This is a genomic window from Paraconexibacter sp. (genome assembly GCF_059438195.1).
This window is the reverse complement of the sequence record NZ_JBLKKY010000014.1, coordinates 43,059-67,110: the sequence shown is the minus strand read 5'-3', so window position 1 is coordinate 67,110 and position 24,052 is coordinate 43,059. Positions and strand designations below refer to the sequence as shown.

The 24,052-nt window shown below is 74.1% G+C and carries 19 protein-coding genes and 1 pseudogene; 6 read left to right on the top strand and 14 right to left on the bottom strand.

The window, feature by feature from the left end:
• Nucleotides 1-13: 13 nt before the first annotated feature.
• The 3 genes from ACME2J_RS07270 to ACME2J_RS07260 all read right to left on the bottom strand — a co-directional run bounded on the left by ACME2J_RS07270 (nt 14) and on the right by ACME2J_RS07260 (nt 4,228).
• A complete protein-coding gene (locus ACME2J_RS07270; RefSeq protein ID WP_495544222.1) occupies nt 14-1,429 on the bottom strand; it encodes a hypothetical protein in 1,416 nt (471 codons plus the stop codon).
• Nucleotides 1,430-1,507: 78 nt separating this feature from the next.
• Entirely contained in the window at nt 1,508-2,869 is a 1,362-nt protein-coding gene (locus tag ACME2J_RS07265) for an erythromycin esterase family protein (protein WP_495544221.1), read from the bottom strand.
• A 3-nt stretch (nt 2,870-2,872) separates the two neighbouring features.
• Complete coding sequence (locus ACME2J_RS07260) at nt 2,873-4,228, bottom strand: phosphoribosyltransferase family protein (RefSeq protein WP_495544220.1); 1,356 nt, start codon at nt 4,226-4,228, stop codon at nt 2,873-2,875.
• A 107-nt stretch (nt 4,229-4,335) separates the two neighbouring features.
• Here ACME2J_RS07260 and ACME2J_RS07255 point away from each other — a divergent pair, with 107 nt between their 5' ends.
• The 4 genes and pseudogenes from ACME2J_RS07255 to ACME2J_RS07240 all read left to right on the top strand — a co-directional run bounded on the left by ACME2J_RS07255 (nt 4,336) and on the right by ACME2J_RS07240 (nt 7,745).
• A complete protein-coding gene (locus ACME2J_RS07255; protein WP_495544219.1) occupies nt 4,336-4,839 on the top strand; it encodes a flavodoxin domain-containing protein in 504 nt (167 codons plus the stop codon).
• A gap of 110 nt (nt 4,840-4,949) precedes the next feature.
• On the top strand, nt 4,950-5,540 hold the full coding sequence (locus ACME2J_RS07250; RefSeq protein WP_495544218.1) for a hypothetical protein: 591 nt from the start codon (nt 4,950-4,952) through the stop codon (nt 5,538-5,540).
• Between the two features lie 204 nt (nt 5,541-5,744).
• A pseudogene (locus ACME2J_RS07245) lies at nt 5,745-6,623 on the top strand (MMPL family transporter); the annotation flags it as partial.
• A 21-nt stretch (nt 6,624-6,644) separates the two neighbouring features.
• Nucleotides 6,645-7,745 (top strand): MMPL family transporter, encoded by a 1,101-nt coding sequence (locus ACME2J_RS07240; protein ID WP_495544228.1) that lies wholly within the window; start codon nt 6,645-6,647, stop codon nt 7,743-7,745.
• A gap of 25 nt (nt 7,746-7,770) precedes the next feature.
• On the opposite strand, the gene ACME2J_RS07235 is transcribed toward ACME2J_RS07240, so the two are convergent.
• The 7 genes from ACME2J_RS07235 to ACME2J_RS07205 form a co-directional block, all read right to left on the bottom strand.
• The gene (locus ACME2J_RS07235) at nt 7,771-8,583 is read right to left on the bottom strand and encodes a class I SAM-dependent methyltransferase (protein WP_495544217.1); all 813 of its coding nucleotides are present in this window, start codon (nt 8,581-8,583) and stop codon (nt 7,771-7,773) included.
• Nucleotides 8,584-8,665: 82 nt separating this feature from the next.
• Entirely contained in the window at nt 8,666-10,300 is a 1,635-nt protein-coding gene (locus ACME2J_RS07230) for a LuxR C-terminal-related transcriptional regulator (protein ID WP_495544216.1), read from the bottom strand.
• Nucleotides 10,301-10,383: 83 nt separating this feature from the next.
• Entirely contained in the window at nt 10,384-12,816 is a 2,433-nt protein-coding gene (locus tag ACME2J_RS07225) for an ABC transporter permease (protein ID WP_495544215.1), read from the bottom strand.
• Between the two features lie 4 nt (nt 12,817-12,820).
• Nucleotides 12,821-13,585, bottom strand: coding sequence for an ABC transporter ATP-binding protein (locus ACME2J_RS07220; protein ID WP_495544213.1), 765 nt, complete (start codon nt 13,583-13,585; stop codon nt 12,821-12,823).
• Between the two features lie 78 nt (nt 13,586-13,663).
• On the bottom strand, nt 13,664-16,024 hold the full coding sequence (locus ACME2J_RS07215; protein WP_495544212.1) for an FtsX-like permease family protein: 2,361 nt from the start codon (nt 16,022-16,024) through the stop codon (nt 13,664-13,666).
• A 10-nt stretch (nt 16,025-16,034) separates the two neighbouring features.
• Nucleotides 16,035-16,730: an ABC transporter ATP-binding protein gene (locus tag ACME2J_RS07210; RefSeq protein WP_495544211.1), complete on the bottom strand. Its 696-nt coding sequence runs from the start codon at nt 16,728-16,730 to the stop codon at nt 16,035-16,037.
• A gap of 46 nt (nt 16,731-16,776) precedes the next feature.
• The gene (locus ACME2J_RS07205; protein WP_495544210.1) at nt 16,777-17,193 is read right to left on the bottom strand and encodes a hypothetical protein; all 417 of its coding nucleotides are present in this window, start codon (nt 17,191-17,193) and stop codon (nt 16,777-16,779) included.
• A gap of 80 nt (nt 17,194-17,273) precedes the next feature.
• Here ACME2J_RS07205 and ACME2J_RS07200 point away from each other — a divergent pair, with 80 nt between their 5' ends.
• Nucleotides 17,274-17,654 carry an SPW repeat domain-containing protein gene (locus tag ACME2J_RS07200; RefSeq protein WP_495544209.1) on the top strand — a complete coding sequence of 127 codons (381 nt, stop codon included), beginning with the start codon at nt 17,274-17,276 and terminating at the stop codon, nt 17,652-17,654.
• Between the two features lie 14 nt (nt 17,655-17,668).
• Here ACME2J_RS07200 and ACME2J_RS07195 read toward each other — a convergent pair whose 3' ends face one another.
• The 3 genes from ACME2J_RS07195 to ACME2J_RS07185 all read right to left on the bottom strand — a co-directional run bounded on the left by ACME2J_RS07195 (nt 17,669) and on the right by ACME2J_RS07185 (nt 21,135).
• Nucleotides 17,669-19,030 (bottom strand): hypothetical protein, encoded by a 1,362-nt coding sequence (locus tag ACME2J_RS07195; RefSeq protein WP_495544208.1) that lies wholly within the window; start codon nt 19,028-19,030, stop codon nt 17,669-17,671.
• 66 nt (nt 19,031-19,096) lie between these two features.
• Complete coding sequence (locus ACME2J_RS07190) at nt 19,097-20,032, bottom strand: cation diffusion facilitator family transporter (protein WP_495544207.1); 936 nt, start codon at nt 20,030-20,032, stop codon at nt 19,097-19,099.
• Nucleotides 20,033-20,109: 77 nt separating this feature from the next.
• Entirely contained in the window at nt 20,110-21,135 is a 1,026-nt protein-coding gene (locus ACME2J_RS07185) for a sodium:calcium antiporter (RefSeq protein ID WP_495544206.1), read from the bottom strand.
• 135 nt (nt 21,136-21,270) lie between these two features.
• On the opposite strand from ACME2J_RS07185, the gene ACME2J_RS07180 reads away from it, so the two are divergent.
• Nucleotides 21,271-22,782 carry a succinic semialdehyde dehydrogenase gene (locus ACME2J_RS07180; RefSeq protein WP_495544205.1) on the top strand — a complete coding sequence of 504 codons (1,512 nt, stop codon included), beginning with the start codon at nt 21,271-21,273 and terminating at the stop codon, nt 22,780-22,782.
• Nucleotides 22,783-22,846: 64 nt separating this feature from the next.
• On the opposite strand, the gene ACME2J_RS07175 is transcribed toward ACME2J_RS07180, so the two are convergent.
• Nucleotides 22,847-24,049 carry a fatty acid desaturase family protein gene (locus tag ACME2J_RS07175; protein WP_495544204.1) on the bottom strand — a complete coding sequence of 401 codons (1,203 nt, stop codon included), beginning with the start codon at nt 24,047-24,049 and terminating at the stop codon, nt 22,847-22,849.
• Between the last annotated feature and the right edge of the window lie 3 nt (nt 24,050-24,052).

Below are 24,052 nucleotides of genomic sequence, written 5' to 3'. Positions count from 1 at the left end.
ACCGTGCGAGGCGCTACTTGATGCGGATGCGGCGCGTCGCCTTCGTGTAGCCCGACTTCGTCGCGGTCGCCGTGCGCCGGGCGCGCTTCGTGCCCTTCGGGATCGTGAGGGTCACGCGGCCCTTCGAGTTCGTCGTGCCCTTGAGGGTCTTCCCGCCGATCGGCAGCGAGACCTTCGCCCCCTTCACGCTGGAGCCGGCGTCGGTGACGCGGAACGAGATGCTGCCGCCCTTGCTGCCGGTCACCGAGGTCGGCGAGGCGCTCAGGCTGAGGCCGGGCAGGATCCGGCGCTGCCAGTAGGCGAGGCCGGACGAGCGCTCGACGAGGGCGAGGACGTCGAGCGGGCCGGGCGATCCCTCACCGGTGAGCGCGTAGATCGTGGTCGTCTTCGAGGGCGGCGACACCTTCACGGTCGAGCCCCAGCGCGAGAGCGACGTGTTGGACCGGCGCGCGTAGATCTTGCCGCTGCGCTCCCAGAAGACCCACATCCGCCCCTGCGGACCGGGGGAGAGCCGCGTGTGCTGGACGCCGCGCGCCCCCGAGAGCCGCACGGCCTTCGAGGCGCCGACCCGCCAGATCGCCGGGCGGCCCTCGAACGAGGCCTCGCCGGCGGTGTAGGCGACGTAGACGCCCGAGCCCTTCGTCCGCCCGCTCACCGAGACGCGCGGGCCGAGCTCGGTCGCCTGGGAGCCGGGGGCGGTGACCTCCGGGCCGCTCGGGAGGACGCGTGCGCGGATCGACGGATCGTCGCCGAGGAACGTCCAGGCCATCGCCGGGACGCCGTCGGCGCCCGTCGCGACATCGGGGCCGAGCTCGCAGCAGGCCGGGGAGAAGTCGCCGTCGGGGAGCGACGCGGAGAGGCCGACGTTGAATCCCGCGCCCGAGGGGTCGGAGTCGCCCCACAGGCCCATCGGGATCCCCGCCGGGAGGAGTCCGCCGCCGATGCCGCGCGCCGCGTAGACGGGGTGACCTCCGCCGGGCGTCGCGTTCGAGGCGGGTGTCGGCTGGACCGCCCAGGCGGCGCCGTCGGGCCCGGCCGTGGCGGTGGCGAGCCGGGTGTCGATGGGGAAGCTCGGGTTGAGGCCGGCGAAGAGGACGCGCAGGCCGCCGTCCGGCGAGCGGAGGAGGTCGACGGAGTTGTTGAGCTCCATGCCGCTGAGGATCGGCGCCGGACCGGTGACGCTCTTCCCGGTCTTGCCGATCGCGCTGTGCAGGAGGACGTCGTCGTACGTGCCCGCTCCGGCGCGCGTCCACGCGACGTGGAGCGTCCCGTCGGAGGTCCGAGCGAGGCCGATCTCGTCTGTGTTGCGGGCCTCGCCTCCGACCCCGGTCACCTGCGTCCAGGTCGCTGCGCCCGCCGTCGTGGGGAGCGCGAGGGCCGCGAGGGCGGCGGGGATGATGGCGCGGAGCCGGCGAGCGGTGGAGGTCATGGTGCATCCTCCGCGCGAACCGCGACAGCCGTCAACGGAGCGGTCTACGCATCCTGATCGGGGGTTCCTACGGAGTCTTCAGAGCGCCGTCGGGTACGTCTCGGGAGGCTCGGCGAGATCCCAGCCGGCCTCCCGCTCGAGCGGCTCGACGGCGCGCGTCGCGTCGATGTGGACGAGCGCGTCGAACTGACGGGAGACGCGGGCGCCGAAGTAGTGGCTCTCGCGCTCGGTGTGCGGGCGGTAGATGACCCCGATCGCCCGCTCGAGGCGCGGCTCGCGGAGCGCCCGCCCGCTCTCGCCGGCCGGGAGGGGGCAGAGGAGGAACGCCGGCATCCCCGTCGCGTGCAGGAGCGCCTCGACGCTCTCGGGCAGGGCCCGGCGGACGCGCTTGCGCTCGGGCCGGCCGCCCCAGTCCGACGCGGCCGTCACGGTCCCGCTGTGCGTCGTGAAGCCGACGCCTACGACCTCGTCGCCGTGGCGCTCGCGCAGGAGCTGGCCGAGGTTGAGCTCGCCCCGGTCGGACATGCCCGTCTCGCGCGCGTCGCCGATGTGCGAGTTGTGGGCCCACACGACGATCCGCGAGGAGCCCCCGTGGCGGTCGAGGTGCGCGAGGAGATGGTCGGTCGTGTCGGCCATGTGGCGGTCGCGGAGGTTCCACGACATCGCCCGGTCGCCGAACATCGTCCGGTAGTACTCCTCGGCGTCGGCGACGACCGCCGCGTTCTGCTCGGCGAAGAACTGCGCGTCCTCGGCGTCGGTCCCGTCCCCGCGCAGGTAGTCGCCGGCGCGCCGGCGGAGCTCGACGAGCTGCTCGACGACCCGCCGCCGGCACGGGTCCGACACGCCGCGGAGCACGGCCTGCCCGTACTCCGCGCTGTCGGCGGCGAACGGCTGCAGGCACTCGTACCGGCGGCGGGCGCGCTGCGCCGCCTCGGGATCCTGGTCGTCGAGATAGGAGACGACGGCTTCCATGGACGCGGCGAGGCTGTAGAGGTCGAGCCCGTAGACGCCGACCTTGCGCGCAGAGCGGTGGAGCCCGTCGTTGTGCGCCCGCAGCCAGCCGACGAGATCGAGGACGTCGGCGTTGCGCCACATCCACGTGGGGAAGCGCCGGAAGCCGCGCAGCGCCTCTTCGGCGTCGCGGTCCCGTCCCGCGCCGCGGACGTAGCGATCGACGCGGTGGGCGTCCGGCCAGTCCCCCTCGATCGCGACCGCGGTGAAGCCGTGCTCGGCGACGAGGCGCTTCGTGATGCGCGCGCGCTCGCGGTAGAACTCGTGCGTGCCGTGGCTCGCCTCGCCGAGGAGGACGATGCGCGCGTCCCCGATGCGGGCGACGAGCGCGTCGTAGTCGCGGCGGTCGCCGGTGAGCGGATGCGCCTCGCGGCGCAGCGCGGCGAGGACCGCGCCGTGCCCGAGCGGGAGAGCACGCACCGTCGCCATCGCTCAGCCCGCCGGTGACGCGGCGGTGCGCGCCCTCGCGGTGAGGTGCTCGCCGAACCACGCGGTCGCGAGCTCGGCGACCGACTCGAGGGCACCCGGCTCCTCGAAGAGATGGGTCGCGCCGTCGACGACGACGAGGCGGTGCGGGCAGCGGAGCATCGCGGCGGCGCGCTCGTTGAGATCGAGGACCTCGGGGTCCCGGCCGCCGACGACGAGGAGCGTCGGAGCGGTGACGTTCGGGAGGCGCTCCGCGGCGAGGTCCGGGCGGCCGCCGCGCGAGACGACGGCGCGGACGGAGGGGCCGAGCGCCGCTGCCGCGCGAAGGGCTGCGGCGGCCCCGGTCGAGGCGCCGAAGTATCCGATGGGCAGCTCGCGCGTCGCCGGCTGCCGGAGCGCCCATCCGGTGACGAGCTCGAGCCGGCGGGCGAGGAGCCCGATGTCGAAGACGAGCTCGCGCCGCTGCGCCTCCTGCTCGGTGAGGAGGTCGAGGAGGAGCGTCGCGAAGCCGGCGCCGGCGAGCACCTCCGCGACGGCGCGGTTGCGGGGGCTCAGGCGGCTCGAGCCGCTGCCGTGTGCGAAGAGGACGAGCCCGCGGGCGTCCGGGGGGAGCGTGAGATCGCCGGCGAGCGTGGCGCCGCCGACGTCGAAGCGGAGGCCGTGCGTCGGCGCCGGTGCCTGCGCCTCCTCCTCGTGGACGGGGACCTCCGGCGGGTGAGCGGGGGGCGGCGTCTCAGGGAGGTCGAGCAGCGCCCGCACCTCGTCGTCGCTCACGGGCGAGAAGTCGTGATACCAGCGACCGACGCCGATGAGGTCGTGCGGGATCGTGTGGCAGACGATCTCGTCGGCCTCGTCGCCGAGGCGGGCGAGAGCCTCGCGGGAGCCGACGGGGACGGCCACGACGATGCGAGCGGCGCCGCGTGCGCGCACGGCGCGCACGGCCGCGAGGTCGGTGATGCCGGTCGCGAGGCCGTCGTCGACGACGATGACCGTGCGCCCGCGGAGATCGATCGGCTCCCGGCCGTCGCGGTAGACGGTCATCCGCCGATGCAGCTCGGCCTGCTCGCGCGCGAGCGAGGCGTCGAGCTGAGCCTGCGTCAAGCCGACGCGCTGCGCCGCCGCGGAGTCGAGGACCGCGGTGCCGTCCTCGGCGATCGCTCCGATGCCGTACTCCGGGTTCGCGGGCGCGCCGATCTTGCGGACGGCGAGGACGTCCAGCGGCGCGCCGAGAGCGGTCGCGATCTCGCGCGCGACGGGGACGCCGCCGCGCGGCAGGGCGACGACGACGGGGTCCTCGTCGGCGAGCGGCATGAGCTGAGCCGCGAGGCGCCGGCCGGCGTCGTGACGATCGGTGAACTCCATGCGGTGATCGTCTGCCTCGCGCACGGGCCCGACATCCGCGACGACCACAGACGATCCTGCGGGTTTCCCCGCAGAGACCGAGGCGGGCCGATGGCTACGGTGCTCATGTGAGCCGCATCCTCGTCGCCTACGGATCGAAGCACGGCGCGACCGCCGAGATCGCCGAGCGCATCGGCGAGACCCTGCGCGCGGCCGGGCACGACGCCGAGGTGCGTCGCGCGCAGCACGTCCGGGATCTCGACGAGTGGGACGCGATCGTCCTCGGCAGCGCCGTCTACATGGGCCGCTGGCGACGGGACGCCCGCCGCGTCCTGCGGAGGCTGCGCCGCCATCTCGCCGGGCGTCCGCTCTGGGTCTTCTCGAGCGGCCCCTACGGCGAGACGGCGCCGGATCCCGCCGACAAGTGGCAGCACCCCACGCGGGTCCGGACGGCGGCGGACGCGCTCGGCGCCCGCGAGCAGGTCGTCTTCGGAGGTCGCGTGCCCCCCGAGGGCAGCGGGTTCATCGCCCGCAACATGGCGCGCAGCACGCCGCCCGATCAGCAGGACGCACGCGACTTCGTCGCGATCGCGGCGTGGGCGGAAGGCATCGGCGCGGCGCTCGAGGGCTGACTCCGGCGCTACGAGCGCACCCTCCTCGGCCCCGGGCTCCGCCCCGCCCCCGAGGTCCCGGTCCGCGCCCCCGCGGCATGCAGGCGGTCGGAGCGGGGTAGAGGTCGGACATGCGGCGCACCCGACGCGACCGGCTCGTCTTCCTCGCAGACGTGTTCGTCGTGCTCTGGGTCGTCGGGTGGATCGCCGTCGGCGTGCGCATCGACGACGAGGTCGACGGCCTGCGCGAGCTCAGCTCGAGCGTCGCCCAGACGGGTCGCGGCATCGAGCGCACGGGCACGGCGCTCGGGAGCATCGACGTCCCGTTCGTCGGCGGGCAGCTCGACGAGGTCTCGTCGGGGATCGTCGAGACGGGACGCAGCACGCAGCGCAGCGCGCGGCAGGCGCGGGACAGCGCGAGCAACCTGTCGACGCTCCTCGGCGTCGCGATCGCGCTCATCCCGTCGAGCGCGATGCTCATCCCCTACGTCCCGCTGCGCATCGCGCGCATCCGTGAGCGGCGCGCGCTCGCGGAGCTCGAGCGCCGCTACGGGGACGATCCGGAGCTCGACCGGCTCCTCGCCGCGAGAGCGCGGCACCATCTGAGCTACCGACGGCTCGGCCGTCTCGGCGTCGCGCCGTGGGAGGCGGAGACCGCGGACCATCGGCGGCTCGCCGATGCCGAGCGGGCGAGGCTGGGGCTCGAGCGCGTTGACCGGTGACCACTGATGTCGCGACGTCTCGCCGCGCTCATCGTGCGGGCGCGGGTGGCGATCGTCGTCGGCTGGATCGCCGCAGCGGTCGCCGCGACGCTCGCGCTCCCGTCCATCCGCGAGGCGCAGGTCGGGTCGCTCGGCGACCTCGTCCCGGTCGACGCGGCGGCGGTGGACACCGAGAAGCGCTCCGCGGAGCTCTTCGCGTTCCCGGTCCTCAGCCGGACCGTCGTCGTCGTCCGCGACCCCGACGGGCTCGGCCCGCGGGAGCAGGCGGCGATCGTCGAGCGGCTCGTCGCGCTCAACCGCGGAGAGCTGCCCGCCCTCCGCGAGACCCGCGGGTACCCGGTGCCGAGCGCCGTCGGCGGCCGGCGCCTGGCCGAGGAGTCGACGCCCACGACGCTCCTCCTCCCGCTCCTCTTCGCCCCCGGGGTCGGCCAGACCGGCAGGACCGATGCCGCGCGGCGGTTCGCGCGCGAGCACATCGCCCCGGTCGTGCCGAGCGGGTTCGTCGGCGTCACCGGCGCGATCGCCGCGCGCGCCGAGCAGGCGGAGGTCATCGAGGACCGGCTCCCGGTCGTCGAGCTCGCGACCGTCCTCTTCGTGATCGCCGCGGTCGGCTTCTACTTCCGCGCGGTCGTCGCGCCGATCGTCAACGTCGTCGCGGTCGCGCTCGCCTATCTCGTGAGCATCCGCATCGTGGCGGTGCTCGGGAGCGCGATCGGCGTCTCGGTGCCCAGCGAGGTGCAGCCGGTCATCGTCGCGCTGCTCTTCGGCGTCGTCACCGACTACTCGCTCTTCTACCTCTCGCGGTACCGACGCCGGCTCGACGAGTCCGCCGATCCGCGCGCCGCCGCCGAGCAGACGGCGGCGGAGCTCACGCCCATCATCATCACGTGCGGCATGGCGGTGGCGGCGGGAAGCGCCGCCCTGCTCGTCGCCGACCTGGGATTCCTCCAGGCGTTCGGCCCCGGGATGGCGATGGGCGTCCTCATCGCGATGGCCGTCACCGTGACGTTCATCCCGGCGTCGATGGCGATCCTCGGGGAGCGCGTCTTCTGGCCGCGGCGGTCGGACGGGAAACCGGCGGGCGCGAGCCGCGGCGACCGCCTCATGCGCCGCATCGTCACCTTCGCGGTCCGCCGGCCGCTGCGCACGATCGCCGGCTCGCTCGCCATCATCGCCGGCATGAGCGTCGGGGTCGGCTTCCTCGACCTCGGCAACCCGCTCATCCGCGCGCTGCCGTCGGACAGCCCGCCGCGGGTCGCCTACGTCCAGGCGCAGCGCGGCTTCGTCCCGGGTGCGATCTCCCCGACGGTCCTCGTGCTCGAGCGGGAGGGGATCACGGTGCGACGGGAGTCGCTGCGCCGGTTGCAGCAGTTCCTCCTCGAGGAGCCGGGGGTCGCCGCCGTCGTCGGCCCGGCGACGAATCCCGCCGATCTCCCCTTCGGCGCGGTCCTCGCGCGCAACGACGACGCCGCCCGCTACGTCGTCATCCTGCGGGCCAACCCGCTCGGCGCGGGAGCGATCGAGCGATTGCGCCGCCTGCGAGAACGGGTGCCGGGGCTCGCAGAGCGCGCCGGTCTCGCCGGCGCGACGATCGGCTTCGCCGGCGACACCGCGCTCTCGCAGGAGACGGTCGACGGCACCGTCGACGACGCCGTGCGCGTCATCCCGGCGGTCCTGCTCGCCGTGCTGCTCGTGCTCGTCGCGTTCCTGCGGGGGCTCGTCGCGCCGCTCTACCTCGTCGCGGCGGCCGCCCTGTCGCCGCTCGCGGCGCTCGGCGTCGGCGTCGCGGTCTTCCAGGGGATCCTCGGATACGGCGAGCTCACCTACTACGTGCCGGTCGCGGCCGGCGTGCTGCTCGTCGCGCTCGGCTCGGACTACAACATCTTCCTCGTCGGCCGGATCTGGGACGAGGCACGGCGCCGCCACCTCGACGAGGCGATCATCACGGCCGGCGGCGGGGCGGCGCGCGCGATCTCCGCGGCGGGCATCGTCCTCGCCGTCTCGTTCGCGGCGATGGCTCTCGTGCCGATCCGGTCCTTCCAGGAGCTCGGGCTCATCATGGCGGTCGGGCTCCTCGTCGACGCGTTCCTCGTGCGGGCGATCCTGGTCCCCGCGGTCATCGCGCTCGCCGGCTACAGCAGCGGCTGGCCGGGGCACTGGCTCAAGCGCCGCCCGCGCACGCCCGAGCACGACCTCGAGCGCTGATGCGGGCGGGCGGGGGAGGCTCCGCTCAGCCGGCTGCCCGCGTCGCGACGACGACGACGTACTCGTACACGTACTCGGCCGGGCCACCGGGGCGCCCCGAGTCGGCGCGCGTCGCGAAGGCGAGCAGGTCGTCGTCGAGGGCCGAGCGCGCCGCCGGGTCGCCGGCGGTCGCCTCGTACATCGCGACGATCGGGCCGAACGTCGTGCGGAAGAGCTCGCGGTAGGCGGCCGGGTCCGGGGCCCGCTCCGTGTACGTGCCGCGCCGGAAGGCGAGGTCGTCGACACGGTCGCCGAACAGCTCGCGGACGTGGTCCTCGTCCCCCCACAGCGGTGGCGGGGAGGCGTCGGGCGGGGGAGCGGGCGCGTGCGGGGCGAGCGCCCCGAAGAAGTCGCCGATGAGTCCCTCGGGCGTGAAGTTCAGCATGCCGATCGTGCCGCCGGGACGGCACACCCGCACGAGCTCGTCGGCCACCTTCGCGTGCCGCGCGGCGAACATCGCGCCGAACGAGGAGGTGACGACGTCGAACTCCCCGTCGCCGAACGGGAGGTCCTCGGCATCGCCGACGACCCAGTCGATCGAGAGGCCGCGTGTGGTGGCCTCCTCGCGGCCGGCCTCGAGGCTGCGGGTCGCGAGATCGCACGCGACGACCGAAGCGCCTGCTTCCGCGGCGCGGATCGCGGTGTTCCCGCTGCCCGCGGCGACGTCGAGGACCCGTTGCCCGGGGGCGATGCCGCAGGCGTCGACGAGGACGGGGCCGGTCGGCCACACGGTCGCCTTCGCGAAGGCGTGGTAGTCGCCCAGGTCCCAGACGGTGGTCTCGGTGCGCAGCGGTTCCATGTCCGCACCGTAGGCCCGGCCCGCGCGGATGTCTTCGCGAGAACGGGCCATCTTCGCGCGCCGCGCGCATGGCCCGTCCGCGCTAGCGATGCTCCTCGAGAAGCCCGCGCCGGTGGGCGGCGGTCGCGGCGGCGGTGCGAGAGGGGGCGTCGAGCTTGCGCATGAGGTTCGCGACGTGCCGGTGGACGGTGTGCTCGCTCACGAGGAGCCGCTCGGCGATCTGCCGGTTGGTGAGGCCGTCGGCGACGAGCGCGACGACCTCGCGCTCGCGCGGCGTCAGGACGCCGTGCGCCGCCGACGGCGCGTCGTCCGAGGCGCCGAGCGCGGCGAGCTGCCGGGCGGCGGCCGACGCCTCCTCGCGGGCGCCGGCGTCGCGGCCCAGGGCCCTCAGGCTGGCAGCGAGCAGTCGCCGCGCCTGCGCCGCGTCGTAGACGCCGCCGGTGCTCTCGAAGCGGTCGACGGCGTCCTCGAAGAGACGGCGCGCGCTCTCGGCGTCGCCGGCGGCCGCGGCGGCGCGACCCTCGGCGACGTCGGCGCTCGCCCGCAGCGCGTCCGTGCCGCACTCCTCCGCGAGCTCGCGGAGAGCGGTGGCGGCCTGCGCCGCGCCGTCGGCATCACCTGCTGCCGCCCGCGCGGCGACGAGCAGCTCGAGCGCGGGGACGCGGGAGAGCCGGTCGTGCGCGGGGATCTGCCGGAGCGCACGCTCGACGAGCTCGCCCGCCCGGCTCTGCTCGCCGGCGTCGAGCGCGAGGCGGGCCCGGCAGAGCTGGGCGGCGCCCGTCGACCCGGCGCGCTCGAGGAGCGCCGCCGACTCCTGCGTCCTTCCCTGACGGCGGCGGAGCTCGGCGAGGGCCGCGAGAGGCGCTCCCGACATCGCCGGCCGCGAGCGGGCGAAGTCCTCGATCGAAGCGCTGAGGACCTCGTCCGCCTCGGACCAGCGGCCGGTCCACAGGTGCACGGCCCCGTACTCCGCTCGGCAGAAGGCGAGCATGTACCGGCTTCCGTAGCGCTCCGCGAAGTCCGCGATGTGGGCGCACCACTCGCGTGCGCGCGCGTAGTCGCGGACGGACTCGCAGGCGCCGACCAGGAAGCAGCAGGCCCACGCGCCCGAGATCGGGATCTCCGGGGTCCCCTCGAGCGCGGTGACCGCCGCCTCGTCGAGCGCGCGCATGCCGTCGGAGACGTCGCCGGTCGCCACGAGCGCCGCGCCCTCGAGCGCGAGGCCGAGGATCTCGAGGTCGACGACGCCGAGGCGCCGCCCGGTCTCCGCCGCGGTCCGCGCGAGCCGCGCCGAGCCCTCGACGTCGCCGCCGAGACGGGCGAGGTAGCCGTCGAGGAAGGCGAGCCAGCCGTGCTCGGCCGACGGCGGGGCACCCTCGAGGAGCCGGTGCGCTCGTCGCAGCCAGCCGCTGGCGACGGAGGCCGCCCCGTTGAAGTCGAGCTCGTCGCTCGCGAGCCAGATCGCCATGCGCGCCGCGCCGGCGACGTCGCCGGCGTCACGGTGCCGCGCGAACGCCCGCTCCCGGCAGGCGAAGACCTCGCCGGCGTCGTCGAGCCACCACGCCGCCCAGCTGAGCCCCTCGAGCGCGGCGGCGTCCTCGCTGTCGCGGAGGACCTCCCGGAAGCGGTCGCGGGCCTCCTCCCACCGGCCGCCGCGCAGCGCATCCCGGCCGGCGGTCAGCCGCGGATCCTCGCGGGCGTCGGTCGTCGACTCCACGTCCCGATCCTCCCACGACCGCCACCCGTCCTGACGTTCCTCACGCCAGGCGTGAGGAACGTCAGGGACGACGGGTCCACGCGTCACTCGACGACGCGCAGAGAACCCGGGATGTCGGTGCGGCCGAGTCGCCGGGCCGTGAGGAGCGGCGCCGCGGCGACGACGATCGCGCCGGCGGCGACCGCGAGCAGGTAGGTCGACGGACCGACCGACAGGAGCATCCCGAGCTCGGGCATCGTCTCGGGCACGTTCGTCTCCACGACCCACCGCAGCAGCCGGTGGCCGGCCGCGATCCCGACCGCCGTGCCGAGGATGCCGATGAGGAGCGCCTCGACGACCCCGCCGGTGAGGATGCCCGGCACCCGCACGCCGTGCGCGAGCATCGTCGCGTTCTCGCGGACGCGCTCGTCGGCGTTGATCGCCGCGGCGTTGAAGGCGAGGAGGAGGGCCATCCCGGCGGCGATGAGGACGGTGACGAGGAGGATCTCGTCGAACTGGGCGACACGCTCGTCGACGGCGTCGATCGTCGCGGCGGCGCTCTGGACCGCGGTGACCGTCGACTGGCCGAGGAGCTCGGCCTTCACGTCGTCGGCGTCGCGACCGCGTGCCGGGACGACGGAGAGGCGGTTCACGAGGCCGTCGAGGCCGAGACGGTCGGCCGCCGCGGCGTTCGCGTAGCTGAGGAACCGCAGCGGGCTCGTGTGGATCCCCGTCACCGGGAGCGAGGCCGAGACGAGCCGGAACGACTCCGCTCCGCTCGGCACCGGGTAGGTGACGGTGACGCGGTCGCCCACGTCGACGTCGAGGACCTCCGAGGCGCGGCGCGCGACCACGAGGCCAGGAGCGCCGGTGGGGAGGCCGCCCTCGAGGAACGTGGGATGCCACAGCGACGTGTCGTCCCCGATGAGCTCGAGCGACACGTCGATGCGGTCGCCCGCCTCCCCGAGCATCGAGGGGAGCCGCAGGGACGCCTGGGTCGCCCCGACCGCCGTCGCCGCGCGGACGCCGCGGACGTCCTCGCCCCCGGCGGGGGCCGGTGACGCGAGGTCGACGGTGAGCCGGTCCGGGGCGCCCGCGAGCGCCTCCTGGCGGCTCTCGGCGAGCGTCGCGTCGAACGAGTCCATCATCCCCGCGAGGACGACGACGACGGTGACGACGGCGGCGATCCCGAGTGCCGTCAGGCCCGTCCGGCGCGGCGTCCGCAGGACGTTGCGGACGGGGAGGTTCGCGAGTGCCCCGCCCGGCAGCCGCACCCCGCGGGTGAGCCATGCGAGGCCGCTCCGCCGGGAGGCGCGGGCACCGACGCGGATCGCCTCGACGGGGGTGACGCGGAGCGCCCTCCACACGGGCCCGGCGGCGGCGAGGAGCGGGAGCACGAGGCCGAGGACGGCCCCGCGCGCGAAGATGTCGCCCTGGAGCTCCGAGCGGATGATCGGCAGCGGCGTGAAGTCCTCCATGATCCCCGCGAGCCACTGGCCGGTGAGGAGGCCGACCGGGACGCCGAGCACGACGCCGGCGACCGCGATCTGCCCGGCGAGGAGGAACGGCCGCCGCGCGAGCGCGCGCGGCTCGACGCCCAGCGCCATGCCGATGCCGATCTCCCGGCGCTGCGCGTCCACGGTGCGGCTCACGAGGTTGAACGCGGCGAGCGTCGCGGCACCGAGGAGGAGCAGGGCGAAGATGTCGAGCATCTCCTGGTCGCCTTCGGCGTCCTCGTAGATGATGCGATGCGCCGGCTCGTCCTCGCGGGCCGTGAACGTGAGGCCGACGCCCGGCAGCTCGGCGCGGAGGGCTCGCGCGAGCCGCGCCTGGGCGGCCCCTCGGTCGACCCCGGGTCGCAGGCGCAGGACGATCTCGTTCACGCGGCCGGGCGCGTCGGCGAGGGCCTGGGCCGTCGGCAGCGACGCGAAGAGGATCGCGAACGTCGACTCGGCGCCGAACGCGGCGCCGGGCAGCGTCACGATGAAGGACTCCGGCGCGAGCGCCTGTCCCGTGTATCGGACCGGTCGGCCGCCGGTGAGGGTGAGAGCCCCCGAGGGCGGCAGGTCGTTCGCGGCGGCGAAGTTGTGCTCGAGGAGCACCGTCCCCTCGGTCGCCGTGCTGCCGCGGCGAAGAGCGAGCGTGTCGACCGTCGACGCCGTCGGGGTGCCGACGATCCGGCCGGGGACGAGGATCGTGCGACCGGCATGCGAGGCGTCGACCTGGGTCTCGACGACGAGCCGCTCCGCGGCCGCGAGGACGTCATCGTCGTCGTCGGCGCGCCGCAGGGCCCCCCGCAGGCGCCCCTCCTCGGCGGTGCCGCCCTCGACGAGCGAGACGCGGAGGTCGTGCATGCCGAGCGCGGCGAAGCTCGCGTCCGCGGAGGAGAGCCTCCAGGCGGACATGCTGCTCATCGACGCGTACATCCCGACCCCGAGGGCGAGGAGGAGGGCGATCGTGATGACCTGCGTGCGGTGGCCGCGAGCGTCCCGGAGCGCCCAGCGGACCCACAGGCGGCTCCGCCGCAGACGCCTCATCGGCTCACCACCGGAGGTCGGCGATCTCGACCTGCCCGCCTTCGGGCGGGCCGATCCGCGCGACGCGGCCGCTCGAGAGCTCGACGACGCGGTCGGCGACGCGGGCGATCTCGCGGTTGTGGGTGACGACGACGACGGCGCGCCCCGTGTGCGCCTGAGCGTGGAGCAGCTCGAGGATCTGGCGGCCGGTCGCGAAGTCGAGCTCGCCGGTCGGCTCGTCCGCCAGGAGGATCGGATTCCCCGACGCGAGGGCACGCGCGATGGCGACGCGCTGCTGCTCGCCACCTGACAGCTCGTGCGGGAAGTGACGGAGCCGGTCGCCGAGTCCGACGCGCTCGAGCATGTCGGCCGCCACCCCCACGGGGTCGTCGCGGCCGGCGACGTCGGCGCCGAACTCGGCGTTCTCGAGCGCCGTGAGCGCGGGGAAGAGGTTGAACGTCTGGAACACGAAGCTCACGCCGTGCCGCCGGAAGGCGAAGAGCTCCTTGCGCGTCGCGCCGGTGATGTCGCGTCCCGCGACGACGACGCGCCCGTCGGTCGGGGAGTCGAGGGCGCCGATCATGTTGAGGAGGGTCGTCTTCCCGCAGCCGGACGGCCCGAGGACGACGACGAACTCGGTCGCGCGGATCTCGAGGGTGACGTCGGCGAGCGCGACGACCTCGCTCTCCCCGACGCGGTACCGCCGGCCGACGCCCTCGAGGTGGATGAGGACCTCGCCCTCCGCGGCCGGGGAGGCGGCGTCCGGCTGCTCGCGAGCGGTCGTCGACATGGCGCTCGACGGTAGGCGCTCACCTCGCGAGGGCCATCCGCACACGCCCTCACCCGTGAGGGGACGTTCTACGGAGCCTCAGTCCGCCCGCTCTCGGATGACCTCCGCGACGTCGAGGCGGCGCAGCGCGCGGACGCCCGGCACCTGGGAGACGAGCGCGACGGCGAGGATCGCCGCGGCCGCGAGCACCGGGGTCGAGGCGCGCATCTCCAGGTCGAAGCGGAACTGGTCGCTGCTGAACGACGACATGAAGGCCGAAGCCGCGAGGTATCCGAGAGCGAGTCCGGGGACGAGGGCGGCGGCAGTCGTGAGGAGGTTCTCGCCGGTGACGAGACGCGCGAGCATGCCGTGCGGGGCGCCTGCCGCCCGCAAGGTCGCCATCTCGATCCGGCGCTCCGAGAGGCTCGAGCTCATCGCGTTGAAGATGAGGGCGAACGCCATGACCGCGCCGAAGACGAGCATGACGCCGACGAAGGCGTAGAAGAGCGCGAGCGACTCGTCGACCGTGTCGCGGAGGGCTTGTGCGTCCTCGTAGGCCGTCACGCCCGGCAGCGAGCTCAGCCGCCGGCGCATCTCGTCGCGGTCGGCGCCGGGCGTGAACCGCACGAGGGCCGAGTTCGGTTGCGCGGCGGGGCCCGCGGCGGCGAGCGTGGCCTCGAGAGGCGCGTAGGCGAGGGTGCCGAGCGGCTCGTCGACGAAGCCGCGGAGCGGCACGGTCGTGGACACGTCGCCGTCGGCGGCCCTCACGGTGACGCGATCCCCCGCGGCGACGCCGAGCTCCTCCCGCAGCGCCCGGCCGGCGAGGAGCCCGGCGGGAGGCAGGCGCGTCGCGCCTCCCTCCTCGCCGATGAAGCCGTGCATCTCGGTTCCCCGGGGGAGCGCGACGAGGAGCGTCGCGTAGCGCTGGTCGCCGGCGCTGAGGACCACCGGGCTCTGGAGGGCCGGCTCCACGTCCTCGACGCCGACGGCTCGGCGGAGGCGCGCGAGATCTTCCGAGGCGACGCCGCGGTCGTAGAACAGCTCGGCGTCCTGTCGCTCGATCTGCTCGAACTGCCTCTCGACGAGGACGTCGACGGTGTCGACCATCCCCCACGATGTGAGAATGAGGACGAGCGCGAGCACGACGCCGCTCGCCGTCGCGAACACGCGCCGCCGGTTGCGCCCGAGCGCGCGGAGCGTCATCCGCCACCGCGCCGGGAGGCGGCGCAGCGGCGGGACGAGGCGCTCGACGAGGCTCGGGGAGCCTCCCGAGGCGGAGGTGACGCTCCGCATCGCCTCGGCAGGAGGCACGCGGGCGGCGCTCGCCGCCGAGAGCCCCGAGGCGGCGAGTCCGCTGAGCAGCGCGATGGCGATGCCGGTGAGCAGCGTGCCGGGGCGCAGCTCGGTCACGGTGAGCGGGATCGACAGCTCGCTGGTGTAGACGTCGGTGACGAGGCCCGCGAGGAGGAGCCCGGCGAGCGCCCCGGCGAGGCCGCCCACGCCGCCGACGAGCGCTCCGTATCCGAGGTAGTGACGCAGGACGGCTCCGCGCGAGAATCCGGCGGCGCGCAGCACGCCGATGATCGATCGCTGGGCGGTGACGAGCCGCCGCATGAGCACGGCGGTCGCGAGCGCCGCGGCGCCGAGGAAGAGGGCGGGGAAGAGGATGCTGAGCTCGGCGAACCCGTCGACGTCCTCCTGAAGCAGCGAGTTCGAGGGCTGCTCCGCGCGTGTGACGACGTCCGCCGCGCCGGCCGACTCTGCGAGACGCGTGAGCCGATCCGTGAGGCGTCCCCCGCCGGCCCCGTCGGCGTACGCGACGAGGACCTGGTCGGGGCCGGCCCCCGCGAGCTCCCGGGCGAGGGGCTCGGGGGCGAAGACGACGCCGAAGTCCTCCGGGGAGACGAAGATCTCCTGGCGGCTCGGGGAGGGCCAGAAGTACTCCGCGGATGCTGCCGTGCCGACGACCTCGAGCCGGCGCGGTCGCCCGTCGCTCCCGATCGCCCGGAGCTCGTCACCGGGTCCCAGCCCGAAGTGCTCGGCCATGTGCTGCTCGACCACCACGCCGCGAGGGCGGGAGGAGGAGATGCGGTCGCCCTCGAGGATCTCGATGCGGTCGACCGCGGCGGGGGCCGAAGGCGGCAGTCCGACGACGCGTCCGCGGAGCTTCGCCTCGTCCACGCGCAGCGAGACCTCCGCCTGCGTCCGCGTCTGCACGTGCGCGACGCCGGGAACGGTGCGTGCAGCCGCCGTGATGGCGCGCGTGTCGCCCCCGCTGATCGTGAGGTCGGCGAACCGCAGCTCCTCGAACGCCCGCTCGTAGGACGCTTCGAGGTTGCGGTAGGCGTCGTACGAGGCGCCGAAGAGCGTCACCCCGAGGAACATCGTCGCGCCGATCGCGAGGAACTGCGCGCGGCGCCGCGCGAGGTCACGCCACAGCTTGCGGCGCAGCGTCCTCATCCGCGGAGACTCACCACTCGAGCTTCTCGGGCGAGACCGGATGGGGGTTGCGCTCGTCCGAGGCGATGCGGCCGTCGCGCATCTTCAGCACGCGATCGGCCATGCGAGCGATCGCGGCGTTGTGCGTGACGAGGAGGATCGTCTGACCGAGCTCGTCGCCGACCTCGCGCAAGAGGGCGAGCACCGAGCGGCCCGTCTCGAGGTCGAGGGCGCCGGTCGGCTCGTCGCCGAGGAGCAGCCGCGGCTCGCCGGCGAGGGCACGCGCGACGGCGATGCGCTGCTGCTCGCCCCCGGACAGCTGCGAGGGGAAGTGGTCGCCGCGGTCGGCGAGTCCGACCCGGGCGACCATGTCCCGCGCACGGTCCCCTCTGCCGGTGAGCTCGGCGACGAGCTCGACGTTCTCGATGCCCGTGAGCGTCGGGATGAGGTTGAAGAACTGGAAGACGAAGCCGACGGTCTCGCGGCGGAACCGCGTCCGCTCCTCCTCGTCGAAGGACGCGATGTCGGTCCCGTCCACCTCGATCCGCCCGGCGCTCGGCGGCTCGATGCCGCCGATGACGTTGAGGAGCGTCGTCTTGCCGGAGCCGCTCGGGCCGAGGAGCACGACGAGCTCGCCCTCCTCGATCTCGAGGTCGACGCCCCGGAGCGCCTCGACCTCGGCGGCGCCCCGTCCATAGCACTTGGAGACCGCGCGGAGCGTGACCATCGGCGCAGCATCGCGGATGCCGTGCCGCCGCGAAGCGGGACGCCGGTCAGCCGCCGCCCTCTGTGAGCGCCACCTCGCCGTCCGGCCCGGTGCAGACGAGCACGACGGGGCGCGTCGCGGCCTCGCCGGACTCGCACGTGAAGCCCTCGATCTCCTGGACCTTCTCGCCCTGGGCGTCGTAAGCGGAGATCGCGGCGAGCGCCGTCTCGCAGGCGACGTCCCCGGCGACGATCTGCACGACGCCGCCGTCGACCTGACCGCACCCGTCGTCCGTCGCCTGCGGCGCGGGGGGCGAGGGATCGAAGGCGCCCTCGGCGTCCGTCTCGAGGTTCGGCCTGGGAGCGTTCGTCGTCGCCTGACCGTCGGGGACCGCGACGGGTGTCGTCTCCTCGTCGTCGCCGCACGCGGCGAGGCCGAGGGTGAGCGCGCAGAGCGCAGCGGTCGTAGCCCGTGCCGTCCTCATGGTGGCCGCAGTGTGCCCAGCGAAGCCGCCTGCGACACGTCTGCGTCGCCCGCGACGACCACGGGTACCACAGCAGCGAGATGTTCGATCAGGGACCGCTTCCGCTCTCGCTCCACGCGATCGCCGACTACGTCGTCGGCGCGGCGCTCGTCGCGGCGCCGTTCATCCTCGGCTTCAGCGACGTCGGCGCCCCGACCGCGCTCGCGATCGTCGCGGGCATCGCCATCATCGTCCTCGCGGCCTGCACCTGCTGGTCGCTGTCGCTCATCGAGGTCGTCCCGGCGCGGCTCCACGCGTCGATCGACCTCCTCCTCGGCGCGCTGTTCGTCGCCGCTCCGTTCCTCTTCGCGTTCAGCGACGACAGCGGGGCCGCGACCGGCCTCTTCATCGCGCTCGGCGTCGTGGGGATCCTCGGGACGATCGCCACCCGCTGGACCGACCGGGTCGCCGCCCACCGCTGATCCGCGCGGGCCGCTCAGGGGCCGACCGACGAGAACATCGCGTGGGAGGTGACGCCGAGCTGCTCGCGCCAGGTGACGAGCGCCTCGCCCGCGGGCGTCCAGGCCGCGCGCGGGACCGCCGACGGCCGCGGCCCCGACAGGGCGGTCGCGGGAGAGAAGCCGCCGTCCTCGCCTCCGGTCGACGCGACGACGCTGCTCGTCACCGGGGGGATCGGCTCGATCTCCTCCGCGGTCTCGAGCCAGGCGACGAGCGCCTGCCGGCCTGGGCCGATCGCGAGGTCGGGCTCCCCGCCGGAGAGGTCGCGCGGTCCGGCGAGGGTCTCGGTGGATGTCCGGGTCGTGCCGTGGACGTGCGTCACCTGGACGCGGTGGCGACCGTCGACCGGGGCCGACCACGCGACGAGCGCGTCGTTGGCGGAGACGTACTCCGCGTCGATGCCGGGGTGCTCGAAGCGCCCGCCGGTCGGCGAGTCGCTCAGCTCGCGGGCACGCCAGCCGGAGAGGCGCGGTCGGACCGCGAGGCCGGCGAGGACGCCGAGGTCGTCGCCGCCGGAGCCGATGTCGTGGGCCTGCCAGGCGATGAGGAAGCGGCCGGCGGCGTCCCCCGTGGCGACGGTCCGCGGCGCGCCGTGCGAAAGCGCGGCGACCTCGGCGACGTCCCGCCAGCGCGGGTCCCCGACCCGTCGGATCCGCGCCTCGATGCGGCGCCCGCTCCCGGTCTTGCGCCACCAGGCGGCCACGACGTCGCCGTTCTCCGCGACGGCGACCGCGGGGTTGCGCGCATAGCTCTTCGACAGGGTCACCACCTTTCCGAACGAGCGGCCGGCGGGCCGGATCGCCGCCTTCACGACGGTCGGGCCCGCGCGGCCCGTCGCCCAGACGGCGGCGGCGCGACCGTCGTCGGAGGCGTCGACCGCGCCGTCGACCGACGGGCCGGCGGCGAGGAGGCGCGAGGGCCCGAAGGTGCCGTCCGAGCGGCCGAAGCGCACGCGGACGTCCCAGTCGCTGGGGAAGCTCTCCCCGCTCGGCCGCAGGGCGAGGAGGATCGCGCGCGTCTGCGCGTAGAGGTCGATGACGGAAGGGCTGATCGCGTCTCGGATCGTCGGCCCCGCCGTCCAGGTGCCGTCGGTCGCACGCGTGGCGGTGCCCTCGACCTGCTCCTCGCCCTCGAAGCGCTCGAGCCAGGTCGCGAGGGCGCCGCCGCGGCCGTCGACGTCGAGCGTCGACTGGAGCGCCCCGGAGGACTCGGAGCCGGGGAGGAGCTGGGGCGGGGCCCACGCCGCGTGGGCGGCAGGGGCGACGGCGAGCATCCCAGCCGCAGCCGCAGCCGCAGCCGCGGCGACGAGGGCACGGGGGCGCGACCGGAGCGACGTCATCGGCCAACTGTCTCAGCGGTCGCGGTTGCGGGGCATCCGTGGGCTCCCGCGGACCACGACGGCTGACTACGCTCGTCTCTCTCCCCGCTCGCCGTAGGGAGCGATCTCGAGGAGGTCCTCGTCGCAGCGGTGGTCGACCTGCAGCGTCGTGTGCTCGATCGAGAAGCGCTCTCGGAGCAGCCGCTCGAGCGCGCGCCGGCGCTCGTGGCAGTCGTCGTCGCGGCCGACGAGGACGTGCGCGCTGAGCGCGGGGAAGCCCGAGGTGACCTCCCAGACGTGGAGGTCGTGGACCTCGACGACGCCGCGCTCGCCGCTCATCGCGCGCCCGATCTCGTCGGCGTCGACCCCCGCCGGAGTGCCCTCGAGGAGGATGCGCCCGGAGTCGCGCACGAGCCTCCAGCCCGAGCGGAACATGAGGACGACGACGACCGAGGCGGCGATCGGGTCGGCGACCCCGACGCCGGTGAGCACGATGACGACGCCGCTGACGATCGCGGCGACCGAGCCGAAGAGGTCCATGAGGACGTGCTGCATCGCGCCCTCGACGTTGAGCGAGCGGCGCTCGGCGCGCGCGAGCGCCCACGCGGCCCCGACGTTGGCGAACGCCCCGATGACGCCCACGGCGATGACGAGGCCGCCCTCGACGTCGGGCGGCTCGGCGAACCGGCGCGCCGCCTCGTAGGCGAGCACCGCGCCGAGCACGAGGAGCGTCGCGCCGTTGATCTGAGCGGAGAGGATCTCCGCCCGGCGCAGACCGAAGGTGAAGGTCCCCGAGCTCGGTCGCGTGGCGAGGCGCGCGGCGACGAGCGCGAGGGCGATCGAGCCGGCATCGGTGAGCATGTGCGCCGCGTCGGTGAGGAGCGCGAGCGAGTTCGCGACGAGGCCCGCGACGACCTCGACGAGCATGAAGCTCGCGATGATCGCCAGGGCGAGCGTGAGCTTCCCGCGGTCGGCGTCCGCGGTCGGCGCGTGCGAGTGGCCGTGGTGGTGCCCGTGCGCCATGTGCATCCAGCCTACGACCCCGATGTGCCGAACCGGATTCCTGTGGCGCTCTGGCGCCACAGGAATCCGGTTCGGCGTCAGAGGAGGGTGAGGGCGACGGCCCCGACGACGTAGAGGCCGAGGATCGCGACGCCCTCGAAGCCGACGCCGCGGCGCTCGCGGCTGATGAGGCCGGCGGCGGCGAGGGCGACGAGGCCGATCGTCCAGCCGACGACGAACAGGTCGTCACCCGTCATCGCGCCGTAGACCGAGCCCTCCTGGTAGACGGCGTCCCCGGCGGCGACGAAGAGCACGTCGAACGCGTTGCCCCCGATGATGCCGCCGATCGCGAGCGTGAGGGCTCCTGCGCGGACCGCGGCGACGGCGGTGACGAGCTCGGGAAGCGACGTCGCGATGCTCGTGAAGAACGTCCCGACCACCGTGGACCCGAGGCCCGTCTCCTCGATGATCCGCAACCCGCTCTGCCCGACGGCCCACCCCGCGGCGGCGAGCACCGCCGCGAGGGCGGCGAAGCGCAGCCAGAGCGCACGCGTCGACGAGTCGGCCTCGGCCTGCTCGTCGGGCTCGTCCTCCACCGTCTCGTCGGTGCGGCGCGGCTCCCACATCTGGCGCTTGCCGACCTCCCGGCCGAGACGCAGCCCGTAGGCGTAGACCGCGACGAGCGCGAACGAGGCGGGGTGGAGGCCGAGCACCGTCGTGTCCGGGCCGCTGGCGCCCATGAGCACGATCGCGAGGAGGAGCACCATGAGGACGGCGGAGAAGACGTTCGTCAGCGACGCCGCCGCGTGCTCGAGGTTGACGCCGCGGTACGCGACGTCGGCGGCGACGATGAACGCCGTCTGCGCGGCGATGCCCCCGACGGAGTTGCTCACCGCGAGGCTCGCATCGCCCTCCGCGGCGGCGACGACGCTCACGACGAGGCCCGACAGCGAGGTGGCCGCGCCGAGGACGACGGCTCCCGCGATCGCCTCGCCGAGCCCGGTGCGGTCCGCGAGCGCGTCGACCGTCTTCGCGAGACGGGTGCCCGTCAGGCCGATGACGAGCGCCGCGACCGCGAAGACGGTGATCGCGACGCCGAGAGGCCATGTCTCGGCGATGTCCACGGTGCCCTGGCTCTACCCGGTCGGCGGCCGTCTCCCGCACGCATCGTCCTGGCCGGACGCGGCGTCCGGCGAGCTTCTCGGGTCTGTTCACGCACGTTAAGCTCGTGCGTCCCGGCCCACATGAGGAGAGCACCGATGACCGACGTGTCCGACACCACCGCCGACGCCCCGAGGACGATCCCCGTCGAGGACCCCGCGCGCGGGACGACGATCCGCGAGGTGCCCGTCATGGACGCGGCCGCCGTCCGCGCGCTCGCGACCCGGGCGCGCATGGCGCAGACCGGCTGGCGCGAGACGAGCTTCGACGAGCGCGCGGAGATCCTGCGTCACATGCGCCGCTGGCTCGTGCGCAACAGCGACCGGATGATCCGGACGATCTGCTCGGAGACGGGCAAGACCTACGAGGACGCGACGCTCGAGGTGAGCATCGCGATCGAGAGCTTCACCTTCTGGGCGCGGCACGCCCAGAAGTACCTCGCCGACGAGAAGGTGCGCCCGGGCTCGCTGTTCCTCCTCGGTCGCCGCGTGCGCGTCCGCTACGAGCCGGTCGGCCTCGTCGGCGTCATCGGCCCGTGGAACTACCCGCTCGTCAACGCCTTCTGCGACTCCGTCCCCGCCCTCATGGCCGGCAACTCGGTGCTCCTCAAGCCGTCCGAGGTGACCCCGCTCACCGCGCTCCTCGTGAAGGAGATGGCCGATGCCGCGGGCCTCCCGCAGGACGTCCTCTCGATCGCGACGGGGGACGGCGAGACGGGCGGCGCGGTCGTCGACGCCGCGGACTACGTCATGTTCACGGGCTCGACCCGGACCGGCCAGAAGGTGATGGAGCGCGCGTCGAAGACGCTCACCCAGGTCTCGCTCGAGCTCGGCGGGAAGGACGCGATGGTCGTCTGCGCCGACGCCGACATCGATCGCGCCGCGAACGCCGCCGCGTACTACGGCCTCCTCAACGGCGGCCAGGTCTGCATCTCCGTCGAGCGGATCTACGTCGAGGAGCCGGTGCACGACGAGTTCGTCCGCAAGCTCGTCGAGAACGTCCGTCAGCTTCGCCAGGGCGTGCCGGGCGACCCCGGCACCGTCGAGGTCGGCGCGCTCACCTTCGCGCCCCAGCTCGACATCGTCGACTCGCACGTCAAGGACGCGGTCGCGAAGGGCGCGAACATCGAGATCGGCGGGAAGCCGGGTGCGGGTCCCGGCCGCTTCTACGAGCCCACCGTCCTCACCGGCGTCACCCACGACATGACGTGCATGCGCGACGAGACGTTCGGCCCGACCGTCCCGGTCATGAAGGTGCGCGACGTGGAGGAGGCCATCGCGATGGCCAACGACTCCGAGTACGGCCTCCAGGCGAGCGTCTGGACGAAGGACCGCGCGAAGGGCGAGAAGCTCGCCGAGCGCATCGAGGCGGGCGCGGTCGTCGTCAACGACGCGATGCTCAACTACGCCGCGTTCGGCGCCCCCATGGGCGGCTGGAAGTCCTCGGGCGTCGGCTCCCGGCACGGAGCCAACGGCATCCGCAAGTACTGCAAGACGCAGACGATCATGTCCGCGCCCTTCGCGCTGAAGAAGGACGTGAACATGTACCCGTACGCGCCGTGGCGGTCGAAGCTCCTCCTCCGCCTCGTGCGCGCGGTCTACTCGCGCTGACCGAATCGCCAACCTCTCCTGACGAAACTCACCGTCAGCGTGAGTTTCGTCAGGTCGGGGGTGGCTACGGGAAGGCCGGGATCGGGCCGCGGGCGCTGTCGACCGTCGGCGGCCCCTCGACGTCCGGCTCGGGCGGGGCGGTGTAGGGCGGCGACTTCGGGCGCGGCTCGCCGCCGGGGAACGCGAGCCGGACGATCGTCCGCTGGACCATGCCCCACTGCCTGAAGAACGGGCCCGTGTTGTACGGGAGGCCGAACTCCTCGCAGACCGCCTTCACCTGCGGCGCGATCTCCTTGTAGCGCGAGCTCGGCATGTCCGGGAAGAGGTGGTGCTCCACCTGGTAGCCGAGGTTGCCGCTCATGAGGTGGAACGTGTCGCCGCCCTCGATGTTCGCCGCGCCGATGAGCTGGCGGACGTACCACGCGCCGCGGCTCTCGTCCGCCGCCTCCTCCTCGGTGAACGTGTACGCCTGGTCCGGGAAGTGGCCGCAGAAGATGATCGCGTGGGACCACACGTTGCGCACGACGTTCGCCGTGAAGTTCGCGGCGAGCGTCTTCTTGAAGCCCTTGCGCCCGCTGAGCGCGGGGAACGCGATGTAGTCCTTGACGATCTGCCGCAGGCCCTTGCCCGCGATGCCCTTCAGCTCCTGCCGGAGGACCTTCGGGTCCTTCTCGCCGCGCCGGATCGCCTCGAGGTCGAGGTCGTGGAGCGCGACCCCCCACTCGAAGGCGAGCATGAGCAGGACGTTGTAGAGCGGCTGCGCGAGGTAGACCGGCTCCCACTTCTGCTTGGGGTCCACCCGCATGATCTCGTAGCCGACGTCCTTGTCCTTGCCGACGACGTTCGTGTACGTGTGGTGGAGGTAGTTGTGGGAGTGCTTCCACGAGGCGGCGGTCGAGGCGGTGTCCCAGTCCCACGTCGAGGAGTGGATGTTCGGGTCGTTCATCCAGTCCCACTGGCCGTGCAGGACGTTGTGCCCGATCTCCATGTTCTCGAGGATCTTCGCGACCGAGAGGCCCGCCGTCCCGAGGATCCAGGCCGGCGGGTACCGGGACGCCATGAGCACGATGCGCGAGAGCGCCGCGAGCCGGCGGTGGAAGACGATGACCCCCCGGATGTACTGCGCGTCGCGCTCGCCGAGGTCGGCGCGGACCTCGTCGTGGATCGCGTCGAAGCGGCGACCGATCTCCTCGAGCTGCTCGGGCGACAGCCGTCGGAGGGGGTGGTTCGGGTCCTCGCTGGTGTACGTCGCGGTCGTGCCGGGCATGAT